Here is a 23,653-nt window from a genome sequence, read left to right as displayed (position 1 = left end):
CATGAGCGATTTCAGCACCCTTGAACTGATCAAGGACCCGCGCGGCTTCGCCACCCTGTGGCTGAACCGCGCCGACAAGAACAACGCCTTCAACGCGCAGATGATCCGCGAGCTGATCGTCGCCATCGACCAGCTCGGCGCCGACGCCAGCCTGCGTTTCGTGCTGCTGCGCGGCCGTGGCCGGCACTTCAGTGCCGGCGCCGATCTGGCCTGGATGCAGCAATCGGCGCAGCTGGACTTCAACACCAACCTGGACGACGCCCATGAACTGGGCGAGCTGATGTACAACCTGCACAACCTCAAGCTGCCAACTGTGGCGGTGGTGCAAGGCGCGGCCTTCGGCGGCGCCCTGGGGCTGATCAGCTGCTGCGACATGGCCATTGGTGCCGAGGACTCCCAGTTTTGCCTGTCCGAGGTGCGCATCGGCCTGGCGCCAGCGGTGATCAGCCCGTTCGTGGTCAAGGCCATCGGCGAGCGCGCCGCACGCCGCTATGCGCTCACCGCCGAACGCTTCAGCGGCCTGCGCGCCCGCGAGCTGGGCCTGCTGGCCGAGGCCTACCCTGGCGCCGAGCTTGAGCAGCAGGTCGAGGCCTGGGTCGACAACCTGCTGCTCAACAGCCCCCAGGCCCTGCGCGTGAGTAAGGAGTTGCTGCGTGAAGTCGGTCATGGCGAGCTGACCCCGGCCGTGCGCCGCTACTGTGAAAACAGCATCGCCCGCATCCGCGTCAGCCCCGAAGGCCAGGAGGGCCTGAGCGCCTTTTTGGAAAAACGTCGCCCTGCCTGGCAAGACTTTGATAAGGAACCGCGCCCATGAGCCAACCCACGCTGACCACCCTGCTGGTCGCCAACCGCGGTGAGATCGCCTGCCGGGTGATGCGCACGGCCAAGGCCATGGGCCTGACCACGGTCGCCGTGCACAGCGCCATCGACCGCGAAGCCCGGCATGCGCGTGAAGCTGATATTCGTATTGACCTGGGCGGCGCCAAGGCTGCCGAGAGCTATCTGGACATCGACAAGTTGCTGGCCGCCGCCAAGGCCAGTGGCGCCCAGGCGATTCACCCAGGGTACGGTTTCTTGTCGGAAAACGCAGGTTTCGCCCGCGCCATTGAACAGACCGGGCTGATCTTCCTCGGCCCACCGGCCAGCGCCATCGACGCGATGGGCAGCAAGTCGGCGGCCAAGGCACTGATGGAAAACGCAGGCGTACCGCTGGTGCCGGGTTATCACGGTGAAGCGCAAGACCTGGAAACCTTCCGCGCCGCCGCCGAACGTATCGGCTATCCGGTACTGCTCAAGGCCAGCGCTGGCGGCGGTGGCAAGGGCATGAAAGTGGTCGAGGAAGAAAGCCAGTTGGCTGACGCCCTGGCCTCGGCCCAGCGTGAGGCGCAGTCGTCGTTTGGCGATTCACGGATGCTGGTGGAAAAGTACGTGCTCAAGCCCCGCCACGTGGAGATCCAGGTATTCGCCGACCAGCATGGCAACTGCCTGTACCTCAATGAGCGCGACTGCTCGATTCAGCGTCGCCACCAGAAAGTGGTCGAGGAAGCGCCAGCCCCAGGGCTCTCGCCCGAGTTGCGTCAGGCCATGGGCCAAGCGGCAGTGCGTGCAGCCCAGGCGATTGGCTACGTCGGCGCAGGCACCGTGGAATTTTTGCTCGATGCCCGCGGCGAGTTCTTCTTCATGGAAATGAACACGCGCTTGCAGGTCGAGCACCCAGTGACCGAGGCGATTACCGGCCTGGACCTGGTCGCTTGGCAGATTCGCGTGGCGCGTGGCGAGGCGCTGCCGATCAGCCAGGCGCAGGTGCCGCTGATCGGCCATGCAATCGAGGTGCGTCTGTACGCTGAAGACCCGGCCAATGAGTTCCTGCCGGCCACGGGTACCCTCAGCCTGTACCGCGAATCGGCGCCTGGTGAAGGCCGGCGGGTGGATAGTGGCGTCAGCGAGGGCGACAGTGTGTCGCCGTTCTACGACCCCATGCTGGGCAAGCTGATTGCCTGGGGTGAAGATCGCGAACAGGCGCGGCTGCGCTTGCTGGCGATGCTCGATGAGTTCGCCATTGGCGGGGTGAAAACCAACATTGCTTTCTTGCGCAGAATCCTCGCGCATCCGGCGTTTGCCGCGGCAGAGCTGGATACGGGCTTCATTGCGCGTCATCAAGAGGTGTTGCTGCCGACTGCCAGCGAGCTGCCCGCCGCGTTCTGGCAGGCTGCTGCCGAGGCCTGGTTGCAGAGCACGCCTGCGCGGCTGCGCGCTGATGATCCTGGCTCGCCGTGGGCTGAGCGTGAGGGTTTGCGGTTAGGCTTGCCAGCACGTAGCAGTGTGCACCTGGTCAGCGCTGGGCAAGATCAAGCCGTGGCGCTGGAGCGCAGTGCGCCGTCCACTTTGCGCCTTGAAGGCGAGCAGCTGTGCGAGGACCGCGACGGCCTGCGCCGCCGGCATCTGGCCATTCGCCGGGCTGGCACGCTGTATCTGCGCTGGGAGGGCGACGTGCATGTCATTACCGCGTACGACCCGATTGCCGAGGCTGAAGCCAGCCACAGTCACCAGGGCGGGCTCAGTGCACCAATGAACGGCAGCATCGTGCGGGTGCTGGTCGAGCCTGGGCAGTTGGTCGAGGCCGGCACCGCGCTGGTGGTGCTGGAGGCGATGAAGATGGAGCACAGCATTCGCGCGCCCCAGGGCGGGACGGTGCAGGCGCTGTTCTGTCAGGAGGGGGATATGGTCAGTGAAGGGGCGGTGTTGGTCGAGTTGGCTGACTGATCGGAGATTTTGGGGCTGCTTTGCAGCCCCAAAATCCCAAACCTAAAAAATCCCGTGAACCCGCACCACCACGCCTAGAAACTCACACCCAGGTTCGCACAGAACCGTCGGATAGCGCGTATTCAGCGGCCTGAGCAAGCGTTCACCGCCCTCCTCGATCAACTGGCGCAGCACCGCTGATTTGCCCGGCTGGCGAGCAATCACCAGCTTGCCCGGCTGCACCTCAAGCCCGGTATCCACCAGGATCAGCATGCCCTCGGGCACGCTCTTGCCGCTGGCGGCGTTCATCGAGTCGTTTTCCACCGGCAGCCAGTAGGCATTCCCCGCAGGCATGTAATCGGTCTGCTCTTGCAGCTCGCTTGCCGTCGGCAGCCCATCCTGCAGATCCGCCCAACTCAACACCGGAAAGCGAAAACTGGCATAGCGCAGCGCTTGCGCCGACAGCGGCTGCTCGGTGGCGTAACTGCCCTGCGCCTCGCGCACCAGATCACGCTCGACCACCATCGCCTGCGCCTCCAAATACACCAGGCCCAGCACTTCGAGTTTCTCGTTGATGGTCTGCAAGGTCGGCCTGCGCGAACCGCGCAGCCAATGACCGACGCCGCCTTGGGTCATCTGCAGGCGCTCGGCCAGTTTGATCTGGCTGAGGTTGTGTTCGCGCTTGTAGCGCGAGAGAAAATCGATCCAGTTTTCCATGACCGGAACAATACGGGCTGTATTAATCTCATCAATACACATTGTGAATTATCTTCAAGGAGCTAATTAGTACAAATTGACCTATGCTCGGCATTCACTGTCCTTGAAAGGAAATCGAAGGTATCCAAATGAATCCGCAGAAAAACGAAGATACAGATCTCGACAGCGAAGCCGCACGCCGCGCCCTCGACTATTACCTCAACCCCACCCCACCGCGGCCGAACCTGGACAACAAGCTCTGGGCCCTGCAGCCAGGGGTTTCCAGCACTGAAGCCCACGACCATGCGCTGGCCCTGCTGCGCTGCGCCGCAGCCACCGCCCACGAAACCGCCGTTCACCAAGACGGCATGACCCGAGAGATCACGCTGGCGCTGATGCACATGGTGAACATGGCCAGGGCGCTGCTGGAGCACAAGCAGGCGGTTCAATCAGAAGGGAAATAAGGGAGAAACGTGACAGCCGATTAACGGCAATGGCCCCGATTGCCGGGACCGAGGAAGTGCATCGGTAAAAGTATTTTGCCGAATTAAACAAATATCATTTGACTGGCAAATGATAACGATTATTATTGCACTCAGCAGGTCGCGAGACCCGCTGGATAACCTGGAGCCCTTAGGTCGGACTCTCAGATTATCTCCTCATCAGGCTAATCACGGTTTTTGACCCGGCTTTTTGCCGGGTCTTTTTTTTGGCTCTTCAGGCTAATGAAGAAGGGTTACCGCTTGAATGGCAGCGATGATAGCAAAGGTGTGTCAATTGGTGAATGGTTGTTACAGCGTTTTGCGCAAACAGCACTTGAGAATCAATCTCGTTACGATTAAGCTGACTGCGCATCAAGGAAGATGCCCCCACCCCTACCCTTGAGCAAGGAGCAATCCATGACCCGCCTGCTGCTGCCCCTTGAACACGCCCCGCACACTGCTGCAGCACTTGATGATGACGCCCTGCTGCATGCCCTCAAGCGCCTGCCGCGCCGGGTGCAGCAAGTGTTTCTGCTCAACCGCCTCGATCAACTGGATTTTGCCGCTATCGCTGCCCGCCTCGATTTGCCCTTGCTCAGTATCGAGCGGTATATGAACCAAGCGTTGCAGGCCGCTCGCCCGCACGGCGATGGCTTGGCCGGTGTCGCCGGGCAATGGTATGTGCGCTTGCAAAGCCCGCAGGTGACCGCGTGCGAGCGGATTGATTTTCGCCGCTGGCTGGATGCAGCGCCCGCGCATCTTGAGGCGTTTCACCAAACCGAGCTGCGCTGGCGCAGCCTGCTCGGCCCAGCGCGGCAGTTAGGCCACGATGGCGGGTACCGGCAAGGCCGGGCGGCGTTGTCGTTGGGAGGCTGTTCGATTGCCATTGGGCTGGGCGTCGCAGCCCTGTTCGCCTTGGGGTTCTGGGCCTGATTTGTGGGTCGATGAGGTCGCTATCGCGGGGCAAGCCCGCTCCCACGCTGTCAGTGTTCAATGAAACAGCACGTGGGAGCGGGCTTGCCCCGCGATAGCGACATCACTGACACCATGCAACACTTTACCCGCACAACATTCGAACCAAGCGGCCCATCGAGGGGTGTACAGTAGCGTCACAACAAAAGCCACAGGAGTCTGGCAATGACCGTGACGCTGTCCCCCCTGCAGATCGACTGCGATTTCGATTCCGGCAACATTCAGGTGAAGGACACCAGCGACCCCAGTCGGGTACACCTGGCCATCCGCCCTGACAGCCACAGCGACCACTTCCAGTGGTTCCACTTCAAGGTCGACGGCTTGACCCCGGGCCACACCCACCACTTCAGCCTCGACAACGCCAGCCAGTCTTCCTACAAGAATGCCTGGGATGGCTATCAGGCAGTCGCCTCCTACGATCAGCAAAGCTGGTTCCGCGTGCCCAGCCAGTTCGATGGCCAGGCCCTGCTATTCGAATTGCAGGCCGAGCAGCCGCAGGCCTGGTTCGCCTACTTCGAACCTTATCCGCGCGCCCGCCACAATCAACTGATCGAACGTGCCCGCCAGCTCCCTGGCGTCGAGCTGTTGGCCAGCGGACGCAGCGTGCAGGGCCGCGATATCCCGCTGCTGCGCGCAGGCAATGGCGCGGCGGGCAAACGCAAGCTGTGGCTGATCGCCCAGCAGCACCCCGGCGAGCACATGGCCGAGTGGTTCATGGAGGGCGTGATCGATCGCCTTGAAGCCAACGATGCGAGCATCCAGGCGTTGCTCGCAGAGGCCGACCTGTACCTGATCCCTAACATGAACCCTGACGGCGCCTTCCTCGGCCACCTGCGTACCAACTTCAAGGGCAAGGATCTGAACCGCGCCTGGCAGGACGCCAGTGTCGAGCTCAGCCCCGAGGTGTTCTTCGCCCAATCGCAGATGAAGCTGTATGGCGTCGATGCCTTCATCGATGTGCATGGCGATGAAGAAATCCCCCATGTGTTTACCGCTGCCTGTGAAGGTAACCCTGGGTACACGGCGCGGATCGAGCAGCTCGAGGAGCAGTTCCGCAGGACCCTGTGCAGCGTCACCAAGGATTTTCAGACCGAGCATGGCTACACCCGCGACCAGCCGGGCCAGGCCAACATGACCTTGGCCTGTAACGCGGTAGGCCAGATGTATGACTGCCTGTCGCTGACCCTGGAAATGCCGTTCAAGGACCATGACGATGCGCCCAATGCGCGTACCGGGTGGTCGGGCGAGCGTTCCAAGGCGTTGGCGGCGGCAGTGCTGGAAACCTTGCGCAAAATGGTCAGGGATTTGCGCTGACTGTACCGCCCTCATCGCGGGGCAAGCCCGCTCCCACGCATCTTTGCTTGCGAAATGCACGTAGTGGGAGCGGTGTACGCCCAGCCACCTCAGAACTGCACATCAAGGATCACACTGTCGGTGTAACTGGCCGCCGGCGGGGTTGCCTGGTCGGTGTACACCTTGGCGTTGTAGTTGAACACCTGGCTCCCCGTGCCAGTCCCCGCGCCGGGGTTTACATCCGCATCGCTACTGGCCCGCCGTGCGCTGCTCAACATCCCCCAGCGGACACTGCCGGCACTCTTGAAGATGTCGTAAGCCAGATAGTTGCTCGCCGCCGACTTCATCCGCCGCCGTCCATTGAGCACATTCTGCCCATCATCGAGCCCAACGGAGTAGTTGCTGCCTTTGGTGCAGGCAATATTGATGCTCTGGTTGACCGTACCAAACCCTGCCACCACTGGCGCACTGGCAAAGCTGATATTAGGCGTGGTGATCTGGCAATCGTTGCTCACCGTCAGGCTGACGGTCAGCGTCTGCACGCCACTGCCGATGTCGCGCCCCAGGCAGATAGCGCCAATGCCAATGCCTGAGCAGTAGTTCCAGCTCCAGGCGATGTTCAGGGTTTCCTGATACAGCCCGGCGGCCACGTTGGCGCCGACCACCGTTCGAAAATACAGCGGCACCGACTTGGGCGTGGTGCCACTGAGCAGGCCCAACGCATCGATGATGCCCGCCGGGGCGAAATCGAACTGGGTACCGCGGGCGATTGGAAACGAGGTGGTGTTGTTGGCATAGATGGTATACGGGATCACATCGCCAGTAGGGCCCACAAGGCCGCTGCGACTGGAGGTAATGGTGGCGTAGAAGTGGTCGTTGCTGGTCAGCAGCGACAACAGCGAGCCGGTGCATTGCAGGCCGGCGTTGGTGCTGCTGGCCGTCTGCACCGTGCTGCGCACCAGGGTGGAATTGATGGTGCCAAAGGCGGCCGGCGCGGTCGCCACCGACGAGCACAAGGCCCAGGCCGGAGCGGCTGGCAGCAGCAAGGCGCACAGCAGCGCGCTGCGGCTGAAGGTGTTCATTGGCACACCAGCGGGCCGATCAATGGGATGGGGCCCTGCCCTTCGGGCAGATCGAATTCAACCTGACACGGGCCGCCATCCGCCACGTCGACCTGCAAGCGGTTGTGCGCCGAGAGGTTCTCCAGGTAGACCAAGCCATCCCAGCCCACCACCGCCTGGGCGCCGCTGTGCGCGTCGGTCACGCGGCTGCCAAGCTTGAGCACCTGCTGCTTGGCGTCGACCAGCACGATGCTCGCCGCCAGCACCTGCTTGAGCGGGAACTCCAGCAGATAGCCGCTGCCACGCCGCACCGCCACGCGCTGCTCGACCTGCGGCGCGAGGATGTCGGCGGGCAGCTCCATAGGGTCGATCTCGTACTTGCCGCGATAATAACCGCTGCTGTACGGCACCAGCAAATGGCCTTTGCTATCGGTGCGCCCAATCACCTGGTTTTCATAGCGCACCGGCACGTCGGCATAGCCGCTGGTGCTGACCACGACAAAGGCATCGTCGATGCGGTTGGCGGCAAACACCCCGGCATCCATCCACACCAGCGAGCCACTGGCGTCGGCCCAGCGGGTCATCGAACCACTGCTGCCATAGGCCCCGGCCTGCAGTTGTACCGACTGCAAACGCCAGGTGACGTCGGCCTGGCGATAGGCCTCGCGGTCACCGTCGGCATAGCCCAGGTTAAAACCAACACCGCCTTCTACTGGCACGGCGCGGCTGTAGTTGACCCGCTGCAAGCGTTCGCCGTCCGTGCTGCGCTCCATGCTCAGGGCCAGGGTGCCGCGCAGGTCGAACGGGATCACCCACTGCGCCTGCACTGCCCACTGGCTGTCACCGACTTCGCGGTTGGCCGACAGGTACAAGCTGCTGTTGCCCCACAGCGGCTTGCTCCAACTGAGGTTGATCAGGCGGGTGCGTGAGCCGTCGCCAGCGCGCACGTCGAAGTAGCCCGCGCCAAGGCTGCCATAGCTGTCCAGGTTCAGGCTCAGGGTGACCTGCTCGCTGCGTTGCGACAGGCGCATGTAGGGGGTGTCGACCCGCGACAGGTCGGCATACTCGCCATGGCGTTGCAGGCGCTGGTAATTGAAGCCCAGCCGCTGGCTGTTGTACTGATAGCCCAGGGCCACCTGCTGGCCCTGCTCGCCTTCGAAACGGCTTTGCGCCACTGCGGCATTGAGCACGCCAAAGGTGCCCAGGCGCATGTTGCCGCCCAGGCCACCGAGCATCAGCGACTCGGCGCTTTCAAGGTGGCTTTCGAGGGTGAAATTATCGCTCAGGCCATGGCGCAGGCTGGCCGAGGCGACGCCTGGGCCGTAGCTGAAATCGCGCAGCGCATAGTCGCGACGCAGGCTACCGGCGGCCAGGGAGAAATCGCTCAAGCCCTTGGCCAGCAAACTGCTGGTGACGTAGAACGGCAAGGTGGTCGAAACCTGTCGGCCCAAGGCATCGGTGGTGACCACCACTGCCTCGCCCGCACCATTGATGAAGGGCACATTGGTCAGGGTGTACGGCCCAGGCTGCAGCTCGGTGGTGCTGGTCTTGTAGCCGTTGATGAACAGGTCCAGCGACGTCGGCACCGCCGCTTCACCGGCAAAGGCCGGCAAGGGATAGGTGACCAGGTCGGGACGCGCGCCAAAGTCGCGCGACAACTGCACACCGCCGACCCGCACCGAGCTGGTCCAGGGCAAGGCGCCGGTGATCACATCCCCGGCTTCGAACGTCAGAAGGCGCTGTTCGTCGGTGTAGCGCCAGGTAGTGTCATAGCGCAAAAAGCCCTGGCGGCTATCGTCCTCAGGTGCCCCATTGAATGACTGACGCCACTGCCCGGTCGTGGCGAAGGTGCCCCAGCTGTCGAACAGGCGCAGCTCGTTCCAGGCCGCCAGGTAGGTGCCGCCTTCATCGGTGTCGTTCAGGTACAGGTCGTAGTTGAACAGTGCGCCGAAGCTGCTGCGCGCATCGCTGGCCGGGTACAGGTTGCGAGCACCGACCTGCTGCCCTGGCAACCAGGCGGCGGGCACCTGCAACAGCAGCCGTTGGTTCTGGCTGTCGTAGTCGCTGTGCAGCGCCGCAACGCTATCCAGCGCGATTTCGCCCTGCGGCGTACCCGGCAGGCTGATGCCCGCGGCACTGAGCGCCGCACTGTCGATGAACAAACGCCCGGCACGCTGTTGCACGGGCACCAACTCAGCCTTGGGCATCTGGTTCACCAACAGGTCGAGGTACAGCGTGGCGTCGGCAATGGCGGCGGTTTCGCTGGGCGGCGGCGGCAGCTCGTTGGCCACGCCAAGGCCCGGCCCCATCAGCAACAGGCCTAAACACACGCGGCATGTCGCCTGCGACACGCATTTCACACACGGCTTCCAGCCATTGTCGGGTCCTCCATGGCCCCTGACGTCGTTTCACGATTGCTTCAACGGCCCTGGCTGATCGCTTGGGCCGCATCCTGTCCATTGACCCGGCCCTTGAGCACGCTGGCGGCACTCGGCGCGCTCGGTGCCGGCCAGCGCATGCTGGCGCCGGGCAACACATAGCCGAGCAGGCCTTCGACCACTGGCGTATCCCGGCCGCCCTGTTGCAACACCACATCAGTCAGGCGCGCATGCACCGGCCCTGTGTTGCGCAGCTCAAGGTAGGGCTTGCCTTGCACGCTGACCGGGCGCCAGCTCAGTTGCGGCTTGCCGACGCCCTCGGCGCTGCGCTTGCCTTCAGGGTCGGGCTTACCCCACAAGCCTTCGCCGTAGACGAACAGCGGCACCGAATAGCGCATTTGCAGGCGGATCGCCGCCAGGGTGCCTTCGCTGGGCGCATCGGCCGGCAGCGGCGAGGGGATTTCATCGATGATGATCCGGTAGGCCTGCTCCTGGCCGGCCGGTGAAGTGCCGGTACGGGTCAGGCGGATCAGCTGTTTTTGCCCTGGCGCAATATTGGCCACCGGCGGGCTGCCGATGATCTCGCGCTGGGCCTGGAACTGCTCCTGGTACTCGCCCTGGCGCCAGGCGAATACCCGCACTTGCAAGCTGGCCGGCGCCGTGCCGCGGTTTTCCAGCCACAGTGCGCCGGCCTTCTGGTCAGCTTCGAGCACCGGGTCGATCGGCCAGATCAGCACCGAGGTGGCGGCCCCTGCTGGCACACTGGCCAGCAGCAGCAAACCGATCAATGTTCGCGCCCATTTTGCGCCTGCCCCCATGCTGCTCTCCTTCGCTCGTTGTGATTGATCCAGGCCTCACCAGGTCACCGTCACCTGCACCACATCGGTGTAGGTCCCGGCCGGCAGCGTGCCGCTCAACTGGGTGCGCCCGTACACCGGCAGCTTGATCGCCGTCGGGTCGCTGTAGCTCACGCTCACGCTCTGGCCAATCGCCAGGGCCTGGCTCAGGGCGGCGTCGCGATAGAGCTGGTAGGCGAGCAACTGGCTGCCGCCATTGCGTTTGAGGTTGCGGCGGCCGCTGGCGCTGTTCTGGCCGCCATCCAGGCTCATGCTCAGCGCCACCCCCGGGGTGCACTGGAAGGTCACCGTGGTGCCACCCAACGAGGTGCTCAGGGTGGCGGTGGACAGCGCCGACTGGCTGCCGAAATTCAGCACGCCATAGTTGCTCACCCCGCCCACCACCAGGCAGCCAGCGACAATCTGCGCGCTGACCTGGAAGGTGCTGCTGGTCACCGCCCCCAGCGGCAAGGCCAACAGCAGGCCGAGGGCGCCGACGCCACTGCGCAGCCAGGCGCTCATGGCTCAGAACGTCAGCTCGACTGCCACCGTGTCGGTATAGGTGCCTGCCGGCAGCCCGGCCTTGCCACGCGCCTGGCCATACAGGTTGACGGTCTGCGCCACGCCCGTGCTGGTCGGCAAGGTGATGGTGCCGTCGATGGCCAGCACCTGGGTGTGGCCGGCATCGGTGTAGAAGTCGTACGGCACGAAGTTGCCGCTGCCATCGGCCAGGGCGCGGGTGCCACCGGTCGACTGGCCGTCATGGGCGCCGGCGCGCACGCGGATCGAAGGCACCGTGCCATTGGAGCAGAGAATGCTCATGGCGCCACCGCCCGGGCCGAGTACCTGGGCATTGGCAGTACCGAACAAGGCGTCCTGGGTACCGAAGTTGAGGCTACCGAAGTTCAGCCCCGAGGTGCCGGCGCTGCCGTTGACCTGGCAGGCGGCGGTCAGGGTCAGGGTCGAGTTGATCGTGCCGGTGACGGTCGCGGCCTGGGCCTGGGACGCCAAGGCCAGACCGAGGCCAGCGAGGATGGAGCAAGTGACATGAGTGCGCATCGGAATCTCCTTGGGTGTTACCAGTCCAGGGTCACGCTCAGGGTGTCGCGGTACAGGCCTGCGGGCAGGGCGCGCGGTTGCGCGACCACCACGCCGTAGATCGGGATGGGGATCTGTCGGGTGCTGCTAATGGTGAAGGTGCGCGCCTGGCCAACCCCATAACGGTTATTGCCATTGGGGTCGACGGCCAGTTGATAGGGGATCAGTTCGCGACCATTACTCAAGCGGCGCACGCCATCGCCGCCATTCTGGCCGCCATTGATACGCACGCTGAAAGCGCGCACCGATGGCGTGCAACTGATCTGTAACCCGCCCTCACCGCCCGCCTCGTCGACCCGGCCTTGCAGGGGCTGGTCCCAGCTTGGCCCGCGGGCGCCGAAATCCATCACACCGGGGTTACCCAAGGTGGCCGGTTGCTGAGGGTCGCTGCTGATCTGGCAGGCCGCGCTGATCACCAGGCGCGCCTCGATAAACCCCGTGGTGGTGCCATGCACCACTGAGCTGGGCAACAGCAGCGGGCCGAGGGTCAGCAGCAGGAACGAGGTGCGGTTCATCAGGCGGCGTCCTTGTCCATGGCGATATCCCTACCAGGTGAGCGTGACTTTGAGCAGGTCGGCGTACAGGCCTGGGCGTGGCACCCAGGCCAGTCGGTCGATCCGCGCGTAGAGCGGAAGTTGCGCCGAACCGCTGTCCGGCACCCGCGCCGCGTGCGCCACACCGACGCTCAACGGTTGGCGCCAGGCGGCATCGCGGTAAAGACGGTAAGGAATGGACTTGGCCTGGCGGTCGTCGCTGGCCAGAAAACGCAGTTCGCCAACGCCGCCATGCTGGCCGCCGTCGACGCGGATCTGATAAGGCGTATCAGGGTTGCACTCCAGCCGCGGTGGGCGCTGGCTGAGCAGCACGCCGGACAACGGCGCGCCCGGCCCGTCCAGCCGCGCAACCGCGCCCAGGTCGATGCGACCCAGCGCTTGCGCGCCAGCGTCGCGCTGCTGGTTGACCAGCATGCAGCCGCGCTGCACCTGGACCCGCACTTCGACCAAAAAGTCCGCCGCCAGGGTGCTCGCGCTTAACAGCAGGCCCGACAACACGGCCAGAAAGCGTCTCGTCACCTCGATATTCCTGTCTGTAGGTACTGAGCTTGAGGGTAGCAGCCGGGGGAGATAGCGCCGGGCTCGGCGGCCCCTTCCTTGGCATTAATAACAAGGGGTTAGCGCAGGTTTGGTAGGGGCTGGAGGCCATCATCGCGGGGCGAGCCCGCGCCTACAGAGGGCACGATCTGTTGTTGTGAAAGAATTTTCTGACACAGCGGCAGAACCCCTGAACTTATCAGCCCTCAAATGGCCATATGCCGGCAAAGCAGACGACATTCTGATACCGTGCATGTGAAACATCCTGTGCCATGCGCATTCCGCCATGCGCGGACGGAACCGACAGGAGAACCTCTTTTGACTACTGCCCAGAACGCGCTCGACCAAGCGGTCGAACGCTGTGCCCAGGAACCGATCCAGGTCCCCGGCAGCATTCAGCCGCAGGGCTTTCTGCTGGTGTTGGACGAGCACGACCTGCGCATCCTCCAGGCCAGCGAAAACGCCGAGCGCTGGCTAGGCTTGCCAGCCCGCGAGTTGGTCGGCTGCACCTTCCCCGACCTGATCAGCGAAGGCTTCGACCTGCGCGCGCACCTTCAGTACCTGCCTGATGACGAAGTGTTCCCCTTCCATATTGGCGACGTGCAACTGCGCCAAGGTGTGCCGGGCGGTGAGCGCCTGCGGGTGCTGGTGCATCGCCATGACCAGGTGCTGATCAGCGAATTCGAACCGATTCGTTCAAGCCCGGGGCCAACCGGTCATGGCGACTATTACCCGCTGGTGCGTGCCTTCGTCAGTAGCGTGCATCAGGCAGGCTCGATCGAAGAGCTGCTGCAGCAGTCGGTGGTGCAGCTCAAGCGCATCACCGGTTTCGGCCGGGTCAAAGCCTACCGCTTCGATGCCGAAGGTAATGGCCAGGTGCTGGCCGAAGTGGCGGACCCTGGCTACCCGAGCTACCTGGGGCTGTGCTTTCCGGCCTCCGACATTCCGCGCCAGGCCCGCGAGCTGTACCGGGTCAACCGCATCCGGGTGATCGAAGATGCCAATTACCAGGCCTCGGTGCTGGTCCCAAGCAACAACCCGCGCACCGGCAAACCGCTGGACATGAGCTTTGCCGCGCTGCGCAGCGTCTCTCCGGTGCACCTGCAATACATGCGCAACATGGGCACCCTGGCCTCGATGTCGCTGTCGATCGTGGTCGATGGCCAGCTGTGGGGCTTGGTCTCGTGCCACCATGTACAGCCGCACCGGGTCGACTTGCCAACCCGTACCGCCTGTGAGTTGCTCGGCAGCGTGCTGTCGCTGCAGATCGAGTCACGCGAGGCGCATACCAGCACCCAGACCCTGCTCGACATGCGCCAGCGCATCGTGCGCATGCTCGCCTCGATGGCCGACCATGACAACGTCAGCCAAGGCCTGCGCGCGTTGCCCGATGTGCTGCTGGACTTCGCTGGCGCCAGCGGCGCTGCGATCATCTCCGCCGAACGCTGCGACCTGATCGGCATCACGCCGCCAGAGGCCCAGGTCAACGCCTTGGTGCACTGGCTGGGCGGGCGTGGCGAGGTGTTCCACACCGACAACATTCGCCGCGATATCGACGAGCTGCCGGAACTGGCCGAACACGCTGGCGGCCTGCTGGCGGTGTCGATCTCGCAGATCCACTCCAATTACCTGGTGTGGTTCCGCCCCGAGCAGATCCGCACCGTAACCTGGGCCGGGCGCCCGGAAAAACACATCGGCGCGCAAGGCTCGCTCGACCCGCGCAACAGCTTCGAGCGCTGGCAAGAGCAGCTCAGCGGTTTCTGCCAGGCCTGGGATCCGCTGATCATCGAAGGCGTACAGGAGCTGCGCGGCGCGGTGTTCGGCATCGTCCTGCGCAAGGCCGAAGAGCTGGCGCAATTGGCCGGCGAGCTGAAGCGTTCGAACAAGGAGCTTGAAGCGTTCTCCTATAGCGTGTCGCACGACCTGCGGGCGCCGTTGCGGCATATCGCCGGCTATACCGAGCTGCTCGGCGAAATCGAAGGCGCCGGGCTCAGCGAACGCGGCCGGCGTTTTTTGCAGCACATCGAGGAAGCCGCGCACTTTGCCGGCACCCTGGTCGACAACCTGCTCAATTTCTCGCAGATGGGCCGCTCGGCGCTGCGTCTGTCGGACGTCGACCTCAATACCCTGGTGGAGGCGATCCGCAGCGAAATGGCCCCCGACTATGCCGGACGCGAGATCGTCTGGGAGGTCGAGCAATTGCCCAAGGTGATCGGCGACCCAGCCTTCATCAACATGGCCCTGCACAACCTGATCGCCAACGCCATCAAGTACACCCGGGGCCGCCAGCCTGCGCGGATCAGCATCGGCGCCCGGCAACTGGAAAACGAAACCGAGATTTTCATCCGCGACAACGGCGTGGGCTTTGACATGGCCTATGCCGGCAAGCTGTTCGGCGTGTTCCAACGCCTGCACCGCATGGAAGATTTCGAGGGCACCGGGATTGGCTTGGCCAGTGTCCGGCGGATCATCGAACGGCACGATGGCCGAGTCTGGGCCGATGGCCAGATCGACCAGGGCGCCAGCTTCCATTTCACGCTCCCGCGTAATTCAATCAATACCTGAGGCAACCGTACGATCATGCTCAAGCCCATCCTTTTGGTCGAAGACAACCCTAGGGACCTGGAGTTGACCCTCCTTGCGCTGGAGCGCAGCCAACTGGCCAACGAAGTCATCGTCTTGCGCGATGGCGCCGATGCCCTTGATTACCTGTTACGCCGTAACGCCTACGCCGATCGCGCCGATGGCAACCCGGCGGTGTTGTTGCTGGACCTGAAACTGCCCAAGGTCGATGGCCTGGAAGTGCTCAAGGAAGTACGCGCCACCGCCGAGCTGCGCAGTATCCCGACGGTGATGCTGACCTCCTCGCGCGAGGAGCCAGACCTGCTGCGCGCCTACGAACTGGGGGTCAACGCCTACGTGGTCAAACCAGTCGAATTCAAGGAGTTCGTCGCCGCCATCTCCGACCTTGGGGTGTTTTGGGCGGTGCTCAACGAGCCGCCACCTGGCTCGTTGCGCCTGAACCGGCGCGGCAGCAATTGAGCCTGGCGCCGATGCTGCCCAGCCCGCTGAAACTGCTGATGGTCGAAGACAGCTCGATGGACGCCGAGCTGAGCTTGCTGCGCCTGGAGCGCAGCGGCCTGCAGATTCAGTCGCAGTTGGTGTTCGACCATATCGGCGTCGAGCACGCGCTGCGTGAAGCCAGCTTCGACTTGATCCTGTGTGACTGCGTGCTGCCTGGCTCCTCCGGCACCGAGGTGCTGGCGATTGCCCAGCGCCTGGCGCCAGATGTGCCGTTCATCTTCCTGTCCGGGATCTACGGCGAAGAGCATGCGGTGGAGATGATCCGCCTCGGCGCCACCGATTATGTGCTGAAAAAGAACCTGCCGCTGCTGCCCAAAGCCGTGCGCCGGGCACTGACCGAAGTGCAAGAGCGCCAACGTCGGCGCCGCGCCGAAGAGGCCTTGGCCGATGTCGAGGCGCGCGCACGGATTGCCATCGATGCCGCCGGCATGGGCACCTGGGACTTTCGCCCCGAAGACGGCCTGCTGCTGTGGGACGACCGCTGCAAGACCCTGTTTGGCCTGCCCACCGATACCGAGATGAGCCTGGATGTGTTCTACGCAGGCATCTATCCCGATGACCGGGAGATGGTCCGCAACGCGGTCGAACAAGCCATGCTGCCAACCAGCGATGGCCGCTACCGAGTTGAGTTTCGTATCGCCCAGGCCAACGGCCTGGAGCCACGCTGGTTGCTCAGCAGCGGCCAGTGTCAGTTTGTCGAAGAGCGCTGCGTGCGGTTCTCCGGCGTGCTGCAGGACATACAACAACAGCGCCAGGCCACCCAGGCGCTGAAACAGCTCAACGAGATGCTCGGTGAGCGCGTCGAGCGCCGCACCCGCGAACGCGACCGCGCCTGGGAGTTGTCCCAGGATTTGCTCGCGGTGCTGAACAAAGACCTCACCCCCGTGGCGCTCAACCCTGCCTGGGAGGCTAGCCTGGGCATCTCCCGCGAGCGCCTGAGCCAGGCCTCGCTGCTGCAACTGTTGCCCGAACAGGATCAGGAGTCGTTTCTTGCCGAGCTGGCAGCCCTCGCCCATGGCCGCACCAGTGCGCGCTTCGTGGGTCGCATCCAGCATGCCAGTGGCCAGCAACGTTGGTTGTCCTGGGTAGTGGTGCCGGAAGACACCCTGCTCTACGTCGTGGCGCGCGACATTACCAGCGAGCGTGAATCGTCACTGGGCCTGGCCGAGGCCAACGCCCGCCTGCGTGAGCAGATCGATGAGCGCGAACGAATCGAAGCGGCGCTGCAACAGATGCAGCGCCTGGAGGCGGTCGGCCAGCTCACTGCAGGCGTGGCCCACGACTTCAATAACCTGCTGACGGTGATCCTCACCGGCGCCAGCTTCCTTGAGCGCGACCTGGACAAGGCAAACTACGAGAAGGCGCGCAGCCGCCTGCAACACATCCGCGAAGCAGGCGAGCGCGGCGCCAAGCTGACCTCGCAATTGCTGGCATTCTCCCGCCGCCAGCGCCTGGAGCCGGTGCCGCTGAACCTCAATCATACATTGGCCGGCCTTGAGGAGCTGCTGCGCCGTACCCTGGGCGGCAACATTTCGGTGCGCCTGGACCTGGACGACAGCCTCTGGCAAGCGCTGACCGATCCGACCCAGACCGAAATGATCATTCTCAACCTGGCGATCAACGCCCGCGACGCCATGCCCGACGGCGGCCAATTGACCCTGACCACGCGCAACACCCAGGTGGTGGCTCGCCCGCAGCGACCGGAAGACCCCGAGCCTGGCGAGTACGTTTCGCTGTCGATCCGCGACACCGGCTGTGGCATGAGCGAGGACGTGGTGGGCAAGGTGTTCGAGCCGTTCTTTACCACCAAGGATATCGGCAAGGGCTCAGGCCTGGGCCTGGCCCAGGTGTTCGGCTTTGCCAAACAATCCGGTGGCGGGGTGCGCATCGATACCGCGCCGGGGCATGGCACGCTGGTGTCGGTCTACCTGCCCGCGGTCAAGCAGCCATACGTGCTTGAAGCGGTAGTGGTCAATCAAGCGCAGCCGCTGGCGGCCGAGGGGCGCGATCGTACCGTATTGCTGGTCGACGATGATCACCTGGTACGCGACATGATTGGCGATGTGTTGCGCCTGCACGGCTATCAGGTGCGCCAGGCGCATAGCGGCGAGCAGGCCTTGGTGCTGCTCGATGAGCACATCGACCTGCTGCTGACCGACTTCGCCATGCCCGAATTCAATGGCGCGCAGTTGGCCTTGGCAGCGCGCACGCGCTTTCCCAAGCTGCCGGTGGTGATCCTGACGGGCTATGCCGAACTGCAGGGCCTGGAGTTGGCCGATAGCCTGGTGATCCAGAAACCGGTGCAGGCGCAAGTACTGGCGCAGGCATTGAACGATCTGTTGGGAGCGGTCTGAGCAGGAAGCTCGGCCGTTTTTCAAACGAAGAAAGCGGGAGAGTGTTGGAGGGTAAAGCGAGGAAAGAAAATGGCAGGGGCGGCTGGATTCGAACCAACGCATGGCAGGATCAAAACCTGCTGCCTTACCGCTTGGCGACGCCCCTGTTTCGGATGCGACGAGTGCTGAGCACTGTCGTTCTGACAATTCCCCTTGGATGACAACATGGGTTGCTGTCGGGGAATGCGCGGCACTTTAACAACAAACGTTCGATGTGGGAAGTTTTTTTTTAAAAAAAATTGCCGGAAAACAGCAGGTTAGTCATTAGCGAGCTGTGTGAGCCTCATCCGATGCAAGCGCGCTCCCACGGGTAGCGCGGTGATCGTGCAGGCACCTCTCGACCATCCGTCGTAATTTCCCAACGCTGCCTCAACACAATCGCCTCGCCCCCTTCCAATCAGATAAGCCATATCAGCGCATCACAAGGAGGGCGCCATGCCAGTTTCCCATGACCTGTACCAGGACCTGCACTACCCGCGCGAGATCGTCCAGCAACGCCGCCAGCAAGACCCGAAGCTCGATCGCCTGCTCGACGAGTACATCGATATCGACAATCAGGTGCTGGCCGCAGAAGCGATCTCGGCGGGCATCGCCAACGATGACGATCTGCACCGCCTCAAGGAGCGCCGCCTGACGGTCAAGTACATGATCGAACGGCAACTCGAACGCAAAAGCTGAGTCGCGAGACTGCTTGAGCAACGCCGGCGTGCGCGCCTCCACAAAGCGCCAAGCAGGGTGATCTTACGAGCGACATTGTCCGGTATCCGCCCAGTATCGGAGCTATCGCATAAGGCGATCGTTGCCTGCCAATTTATCTATTGGTCAAAATAGCCGCGCTCGCGCATGCTGCGCCCTGCCCTGTCCTTCGAGGAATTTTCGCTGTGTCCGCCTGGATCCCCACGCCGCTGCGCCACCTGCAGCAACGCCTACGCAGCGAAGCGCGCGCCGACAGTGCGTTGCTGGCCAGCTTCGAGGATAAAGCCCGCGAACGTGGCTACACCCTGAGCGACGGCCAGCACCGGGTGATTGCCTGCATGGCCGAGCAGTTGGCACTGCTGGAGCAAGGCCAGGCACGCAGCCTGTACCTGTATGGCGCGGTCGGGCGCGGCAAAAGCTGGCTGCTCGATGGTTTTTTCCAGGCGCTTGCAGTCGAGGCCAAACGTCGCCTGCACTTTCATGACTTCTTCGCTCGCCTGCACCAGGGCATGCATCGCCACCGGGCGCTGGACGATGCCTTGGGCGCGACCCTGGATGAGTTGATCGGCGCGTGCCGCGCGCTGTGCTTCGATGAGTTCCATGTGCATGACATTGGCGATGCCATGTTGCTGACCCGGCTGTTCACGGCGCTGTTCGAGCGGGGGATTTTTGTCCTGCTGACGTCCAACTATGCCCCTGAGGGGCTGCTGCCCAATCCGTTGTATCACGAGCGTTTTCTGCCGGTGATCCGCTTGATCAACGGCCGCATGCACGTGCTCGAAGTGGGCGGCGATACCGATTTTCGCAGCCTGCCCGCCAACCGCGCGCATCAGCGCTTTACCCAGGGCCACTACGTGTGGCCGGGGGAGCCGCAGCAGTTGCAGGCGTTGCTGGTGCCCGCTACCGAGCCGGTCATGCTGGAGGTGAACCAGCGCCCGCTGCGCGCACTGGCCAGCGATGAGCGACAGGTGATGTTTGGCTTTGCCGATTTGTGCGAGCAGCCGACGGCGGTGATCGATTATTTGCACCTGGCGGGGCGCTATGAGCGCTGGGTGATCGCAGGTCTGGATGACCTGGCCGAGTGCTCGCTGGCGGCGCAGCAGCGCTTCGTCAATCTGGTGGATGTGTTGTATGACCAGGACCGCGAGCTGGTGATGATTGCGCGGCGGCCGCTGGCGGACAGTCTGGGTGGGGCGATTGCTGATCTGATGCGTACGCGCAGTCGCTTGGGGCAGTTGCATCAGGTTGGGCCGGTAACGCGCTTGGACTGAACTGACGCTATCGCGGGGCAAGCCCGCTCCCACGATAGCGCAATGTTCATAGGTGGCGTGGAGGCCGAACTGACGCTATCGCGGGTGGCGTGGGAGCGGGCTTGCCCCGCGATAGCGATATCAGCGCCGCCGCATCATCCAGCCCTGGGCAAATCCGCCAGCACCCCTTCAATCTCGCCAAGCACCGCCGGATCATCCAAGGTCGAAGGCGGCACATAATCCTGGCCATCGGCAATCTTGCGCAGCACGGCCCGCAGAATCTTCCCTGAGCGAGTCTTGGGCAAACGCTTGACCAAGCGCACCTGGCTAAAACACGCCAACGCGCCGATATGCTCGCGCACGCTGGCCACCAGGTCCTTCTGCAACTGCTGCTCGCCAATCCCTTGGCCATCCTTGAGCACCACCAGTGCCAACGGCACCTGCCCTTTGATCTCGTCATGCACACCGATCACCGCGCATTCGGCCACTGCTGGATGGCGTGCCACCAAGTCCTCCATTTCGCCAGTCGACAGCCTGTGCCCGGAGACGTTAATCACATCGTCAGTACGGCCCATGATGTAGACGAAGCCATCGTCATCCAGATACCCGCCGTCGCCGGTGTGGTAGTAGCCCGGATAGGTCTGCAGATAAGCCTGCAGATAGCGCTCATGATCACCCCACAGGGTCTGGCTGCAACCGGGTGGCAGCGGTAAGGCGATCACGATCGCGCCTTGCTGGTTGGGCCCCAGCAGCTGGCCGTCGTCATCCAGCACCTGCACGTGATAACCGGGCACGGCGCGATTACTCGACCCGGGCCGGGCGGCGCTGCCCTCAAGGCCGACACAAGGCGCGGTGACCGGCCAGCCGGTCTCGGTCTGCCACCAGTGATCGTGCACCGGCTTGCCGCTGACCCGTTCCAGCCATTGATGGGTGCTGGAGTCGAGCTTCTCCCCTGCCAGGAACAACTGGCGCAGCGAGCTCAAATCATGCCGGGCGATCAGTTCGCCATCGGGGTCTTCCTTGCGAATCGCACGCATGGCAGTGGGCGCGCAGAACAGCGCATTGACCTGGTACTGCTCGACTACCCGCCAATATGCCGAGGCATCGGGGGTGCGGATCGGCTTGCCTTCGTAAAACACCGTGGTGCAGCCGTTCATCAATGGCCCATAGACGATGAGTGAGTGGCCGACCACCCAGCCCACGTCGGAGATCCCCCACCAGACATCGCCGGCCTGCATGCCGTAGATATGGCGCATGGCAAAGCTCAGGGCCACCGCGTTGCCGCCGTTCTCGCGCACGATCCCCTTGGGTTTGCCGGTGGTGCCGGAGGTGTACATGATGTACAGCGGATCGCCCGCATCCAACTCGACCGGTGGCACGGGCTGGGCGTTGGCCAGCGCTTGAGTCCAGTCCAGGTCACGCCCGGCTTGCAGTTCAGCACGCGCCTGCGGTCGCTGCAGCACCAGCACCTGCTTGGGCTGATGCGTGGCCAGCTGCAGCGCGCGGTCGACCAGCGGCTTGTATTCGATCACCCGCTCGAACTCCAGCCCGCACGAGGCGGTGAGCAGCAGCGTCGGCCGGGCATCGTCGATGCGCAGCGCCAGCTCGTTGGCGGCAAAGCCACCGAACACCACCGAATGCACCGCGCCAATCCGCGCACAGGCCAGCATGGCCATCGCCGCCTGGGGCACCATGGGCATGTAGATGATCACCCCATCGCCCTTGCGCACGCCCAACTCGCGCAGCAGCCCGGCCAGGCGGGCCACTTCATCGCATAGCTGCTGGTAGCTGAAGCGCTGCTGCACGCCGGTCACCGGCGAGTCGTAGATCAGCGCGGTCTGCTCGCCGCGGCCCTGCTCGATCTGATGATCGAGGGCCAGGTAGCAGCTATTGAGGCGGCCATCGGCGAACCAGCGGTGGGTACCGTCGGGGTTGTCTTGCAGGGTCTGCAAAGGCTTGCGATGCCAGGCCAAATGCTCGGCCTGCTCGGCCCAGAAGGCCACGGGATCGGCAATGGAACGGGCGTAGCTGTGCTGGTAAGTCATGTCGGTCGCAACCTAAATACTTGTTGTTATTAAAGGGCGAGCCTCCAGTATGGACCGCCAGCACGCGCCTGCCATGGGACTAAAGTCCATAACCGACCTGCAAATTCGCAGACTCTGCGCCCCGCCCAGGGAGAATTTGCCGGTATCATGCCGGGCCCTGCCTCAGCACCCGTGCCACTGCCCCATGCATAGCCTCGACGACCTCAGAGCCGGCCGCCTGCGCGGCATCCCCCGCCTTAACCTCAAGCAAGGCCTCGAGCAGTTCCCCGAGGAAATCTTCGCGCTGGCCGAGAGCCTGGAAATACTCGACCTGAGCGACAATGCCCTGAGCACACTGCCCGAGGATCTGCATCGGCTGACCCGGCTCAAAGTGCTGTTCTGCTCCAACAACCGCTTCAACCACCTGCCCGAGGCGCTGGGACGCTGCGCCAAGCTTGAGACCATTGGCTTTAGGAGCAATCAGATCAGCGAGGTGAGCGGCGCCGCGCTGCCGCCCAGCGTGCGGGCGCTGATCCTCACGGACAACGCGCTTGAACGCTTGCCAGACAGCCTGGGCCAATGCCATCAGTTGCAAAAGCTGATGCTGACCGGCAATCGCCTGAGCGCCCTGCCCGCAAGCCTGGCTGATTGCCAACGGCTGGAGCTGTTGCGTATCGCCAGCAATCGCCTCACCAGCCTGCCCGACTGGCTGCTGCGAATGCCGCGCCTGGCCTGGTTGGCCTATGCCGGTAACCCGCTACCGGAGGGCTTTGTCGCGCCCCCTGTGGATGCCCCGTGCCCGAGCATTGCCTGGCAAGACATCGAGCTTGGGGCAGAGCTCGGTCGCGGCGCTTCCGGCTTGATCCACCTTGCGCACTGGCGCGGCCAGGACGCGCCACTGGCGGTCAAACTGTACAAAGGGGCGATTACCAGCGACGGCTCGCCCCTGGCGGAAATGAGCGCCTGCATCGCTGCCGGTGATCACCCGCAACTGGTGCGCCTGGCCGGACGCATCGATGACCATCCGCAACAGTTACCGGCCCTGGCCATGCAGTTGATCCCCGCCCATTGGCACAACCTCGCCGGGCCGCCGAGCCTTGCCAGCTGCACCCGCGACCAGTATCCGGACGCACGCCGTTTATCGCCCACGGCGCTGCGCCGGCTGGCCCTGGGCATCGCCTCGGTCTGCGCGCACCTGCACGCCCGTGGCCTGAGCCATGGCGACCTGTATGCACACAACATCCTCTGCGATGACCACGGCCAGTGCCTGCTCGGCGACTTCGGCGCGGCCTCCTTCCACTCAACAGCCGAGCAGCCTGCCGCCATCCTTTTGCAGCGTTTGGAAGTACGCGCCTTCGGCATTCTTCTGAGCGAACTGCTGGCGCACTGCACGCAGCCCGATGAGCAGCTGCAGGCTTTGGCCGAGCACTGCCAGCAGGCCGACGTCGCCCAGCGCCCAGGCTTCAGCGAACTGCTGGCGCTACTGGCGCATTGAGCGGCCACTGCGCGGGGCAGGCGGCAAAGCCAACACGCCGCTGCCCCAATCCGGTGCGAAGC

20 protein-coding genes and 1 tRNA gene are annotated in these 23,653 nt (G+C 63.8%); 11 read left to right on the top strand and 10 right to left on the bottom strand.

What is annotated here, in order from left to right:
• Position 1: 1 nt before the first annotated feature.
• Together ACF8K2_RS15290 and ACF8K2_RS15285 are read left to right on the top strand one after the other, a co-directional pair.
• Positions 2-814 carry a gamma-carboxygeranoyl-CoA hydratase gene (locus ACF8K2_RS15290; protein ID WP_392465678.1) on the top strand — a complete coding sequence of 271 codons (813 nt, stop codon included), beginning with the start codon at positions 2-4 and terminating at the stop codon, positions 812-814.
• Complete coding sequence (locus tag ACF8K2_RS15285; protein ID WP_392465676.1) at positions 811-2,763, top strand: acetyl-CoA carboxylase biotin carboxylase subunit; 1,953 nt, start codon at positions 811-813, stop codon at positions 2,761-2,763. Before ACF8K2_RS15290 ends, ACF8K2_RS15285 begins: the two co-directional genes overlap by 4 nt.
• Positions 2,764-2,805: 42 nt before the next feature.
• Here ACF8K2_RS15285 and ACF8K2_RS15280 read toward each other — a convergent pair whose 3' ends face one another.
• The gene (locus ACF8K2_RS15280; protein ID WP_392465673.1) at positions 2,806-3,459 is read right to left on the bottom strand and encodes a LexA family protein; all 654 of its coding nucleotides are present in this window, start codon (positions 3,457-3,459) and stop codon (positions 2,806-2,808) included.
• A gap of 128 nt (positions 3,460-3,587) precedes the next feature.
• Here ACF8K2_RS15280 and ACF8K2_RS15275 point away from each other — a divergent pair, with 128 nt between their 5' ends.
• The 3 genes from ACF8K2_RS15275 (at position 3,588) to ACF8K2_RS15265 (ending at position 6,206) form a co-directional block, all read left to right on the top strand.
• Positions 3,588-3,902, top strand: a complete 315-nt coding sequence (locus tag ACF8K2_RS15275; protein ID WP_186554846.1) for a DUF6124 family protein — start codon at positions 3,588-3,590, stop codon at positions 3,900-3,902.
• A gap of 435 nt (positions 3,903-4,337) precedes the next feature.
• Positions 4,338-4,853 (top strand): DUF4880 domain-containing protein, encoded by a 516-nt coding sequence (locus tag ACF8K2_RS15270; RefSeq protein WP_392465670.1) that lies wholly within the window; start codon positions 4,338-4,340, stop codon positions 4,851-4,853.
• Positions 4,854-5,057: 204 nt separating this feature from the next.
• Positions 5,058-6,206 carry a M14-type cytosolic carboxypeptidase gene (locus tag ACF8K2_RS15265; RefSeq protein WP_392465669.1) on the top strand — a complete coding sequence of 383 codons (1,149 nt, stop codon included), beginning with the start codon at positions 5,058-5,060 and terminating at the stop codon, positions 6,204-6,206.
• A gap of 89 nt (positions 6,207-6,295) precedes the next feature.
• Here the strand turns inward: ACF8K2_RS15265 and ACF8K2_RS15260 are convergent, their stop codons facing one another.
• From ACF8K2_RS15260 to ACF8K2_RS15230, 7 genes are all read right to left on the bottom strand, one after another.
• Positions 6,296-7,267 carry a spore coat protein U domain-containing protein gene (locus ACF8K2_RS15260; protein ID WP_392465666.1) on the bottom strand — a complete coding sequence of 324 codons (972 nt, stop codon included), beginning with the start codon at positions 7,265-7,267 and terminating at the stop codon, positions 6,296-6,298.
• Positions 7,264-9,555 (bottom strand): fimbria/pilus outer membrane usher protein, encoded by a 2,292-nt coding sequence (locus tag ACF8K2_RS15255; RefSeq protein ID WP_392465745.1) that lies wholly within the window; start codon positions 9,553-9,555, stop codon positions 7,264-7,266. The genes ACF8K2_RS15260 and ACF8K2_RS15255 overlap by 4 nt, the downstream gene beginning before the upstream one ends.
• Before the next feature lie 110 nt (positions 9,556-9,665).
• Positions 9,666-10,442, bottom strand: a complete 777-nt coding sequence (locus tag ACF8K2_RS15250) for a molecular chaperone (RefSeq protein WP_264233102.1) — start codon at positions 10,440-10,442, stop codon at positions 9,666-9,668.
• 36 nt (positions 10,443-10,478) lie between these two features.
• On the bottom strand, positions 10,479-10,982 hold the full coding sequence (locus ACF8K2_RS15245; RefSeq protein WP_392465664.1) for a spore coat U domain-containing protein: 504 nt from the start codon (positions 10,980-10,982) through the stop codon (positions 10,479-10,481).
• 3 nt (positions 10,983-10,985) lie between these two features.
• A complete protein-coding gene (locus tag ACF8K2_RS15240) occupies positions 10,986-11,519 on the bottom strand; it encodes a spore coat U domain-containing protein (protein WP_186554852.1) in 534 nt (177 codons plus the stop codon).
• A 17-nt stretch (positions 11,520-11,536) separates the two neighbouring features.
• Positions 11,537-12,073, bottom strand: a complete 537-nt coding sequence (locus tag ACF8K2_RS15235; protein ID WP_186554853.1) for a spore coat U domain-containing protein — start codon at positions 12,071-12,073, stop codon at positions 11,537-11,539.
• A gap of 30 nt (positions 12,074-12,103) precedes the next feature.
• A complete protein-coding gene (locus tag ACF8K2_RS15230; RefSeq protein WP_392465660.1) occupies positions 12,104-12,631 on the bottom strand; it encodes a spore coat U domain-containing protein in 528 nt (175 codons plus the stop codon).
• Between the two features lie 336 nt (positions 12,632-12,967).
• On the opposite strand from ACF8K2_RS15230, the gene ACF8K2_RS15225 reads away from it, so the two are divergent.
• From ACF8K2_RS15225 to ACF8K2_RS15215, 3 genes are read left to right on the top strand one after another with little or no spacing between them, the layout of a single operon-like run.
• Complete coding sequence (locus tag ACF8K2_RS15225) at positions 12,968-15,214, top strand: ATP-binding protein (RefSeq protein WP_392465658.1); 2,247 nt, start codon at positions 12,968-12,970, stop codon at positions 15,212-15,214.
• A gap of 15 nt (positions 15,215-15,229) precedes the next feature.
• On the top strand, positions 15,230-15,691 hold the full coding sequence (locus ACF8K2_RS15220) for a response regulator (RefSeq protein WP_312154191.1): 462 nt from the start codon (positions 15,230-15,232) through the stop codon (positions 15,689-15,691).
• 11 nt (positions 15,692-15,702) lie between these two features.
• Complete coding sequence (locus ACF8K2_RS15215; RefSeq protein WP_392465656.1) at positions 15,703-18,087, top strand: response regulator; 2,385 nt, start codon at positions 15,703-15,705, stop codon at positions 18,085-18,087.
• A 70-nt stretch (positions 18,088-18,157) separates the two neighbouring features.
• On the opposite strand, the gene ACF8K2_RS15210 is transcribed toward ACF8K2_RS15215, so the two are convergent.
• Positions 18,158-18,232: transfer RNA gene (locus tag ACF8K2_RS15210), tRNA-Gln, on the bottom strand.
• A 329-nt stretch (positions 18,233-18,561) separates the two neighbouring features.
• Between ACF8K2_RS15210 and ACF8K2_RS15205 the strand changes: the two genes are divergently transcribed.
• Positions 18,562-18,804: a hypothetical protein gene (locus tag ACF8K2_RS15205; protein WP_186554857.1), complete on the top strand. Its 243-nt coding sequence runs from the start codon at positions 18,562-18,564 to the stop codon at positions 18,802-18,804.
• Positions 18,805-19,007: 203 nt separating this feature from the next.
• A complete protein-coding gene (gene zapE / locus ACF8K2_RS15200; RefSeq protein ID WP_392465653.1) occupies positions 19,008-20,093 on the top strand; it encodes a cell division protein ZapE in 1,086 nt (361 codons plus the stop codon).
• Positions 20,094-20,227: 134 nt separating this feature from the next.
• Here the strand turns inward: zapE and ACF8K2_RS15195 are convergent, their stop codons facing one another.
• Positions 20,228-22,117 carry a propionyl-CoA synthetase gene (locus ACF8K2_RS15195; RefSeq protein WP_392465650.1) on the bottom strand — a complete coding sequence of 630 codons (1,890 nt, stop codon included), beginning with the start codon at positions 22,115-22,117 and terminating at the stop codon, positions 20,228-20,230.
• Between the two features lie 184 nt (positions 22,118-22,301).
• Here ACF8K2_RS15195 and ACF8K2_RS15190 point away from each other — a divergent pair, with 184 nt between their 5' ends.
• Positions 22,302-23,591, top strand: a complete 1,290-nt coding sequence (locus tag ACF8K2_RS15190; RefSeq protein ID WP_186554860.1) for a leucine-rich repeat-containing protein kinase family protein — start codon at positions 22,302-22,304, stop codon at positions 23,589-23,591.
• Positions 23,592-23,653 lie beyond the last annotated feature (62 nt).

Source organism: Pseudomonas sp. xss_2, assembly GCF_043104195.1.
Taxonomy (GTDB): Bacteria; Pseudomonadota; Gammaproteobacteria; order Pseudomonadales; family Pseudomonadaceae; genus Aquipseudomonas; species Aquipseudomonas urmiensis.
The sequence above is the reverse complement of the archived record's forward strand: the minus strand, read 5'-3'. Positions and strand labels throughout refer to the sequence as shown.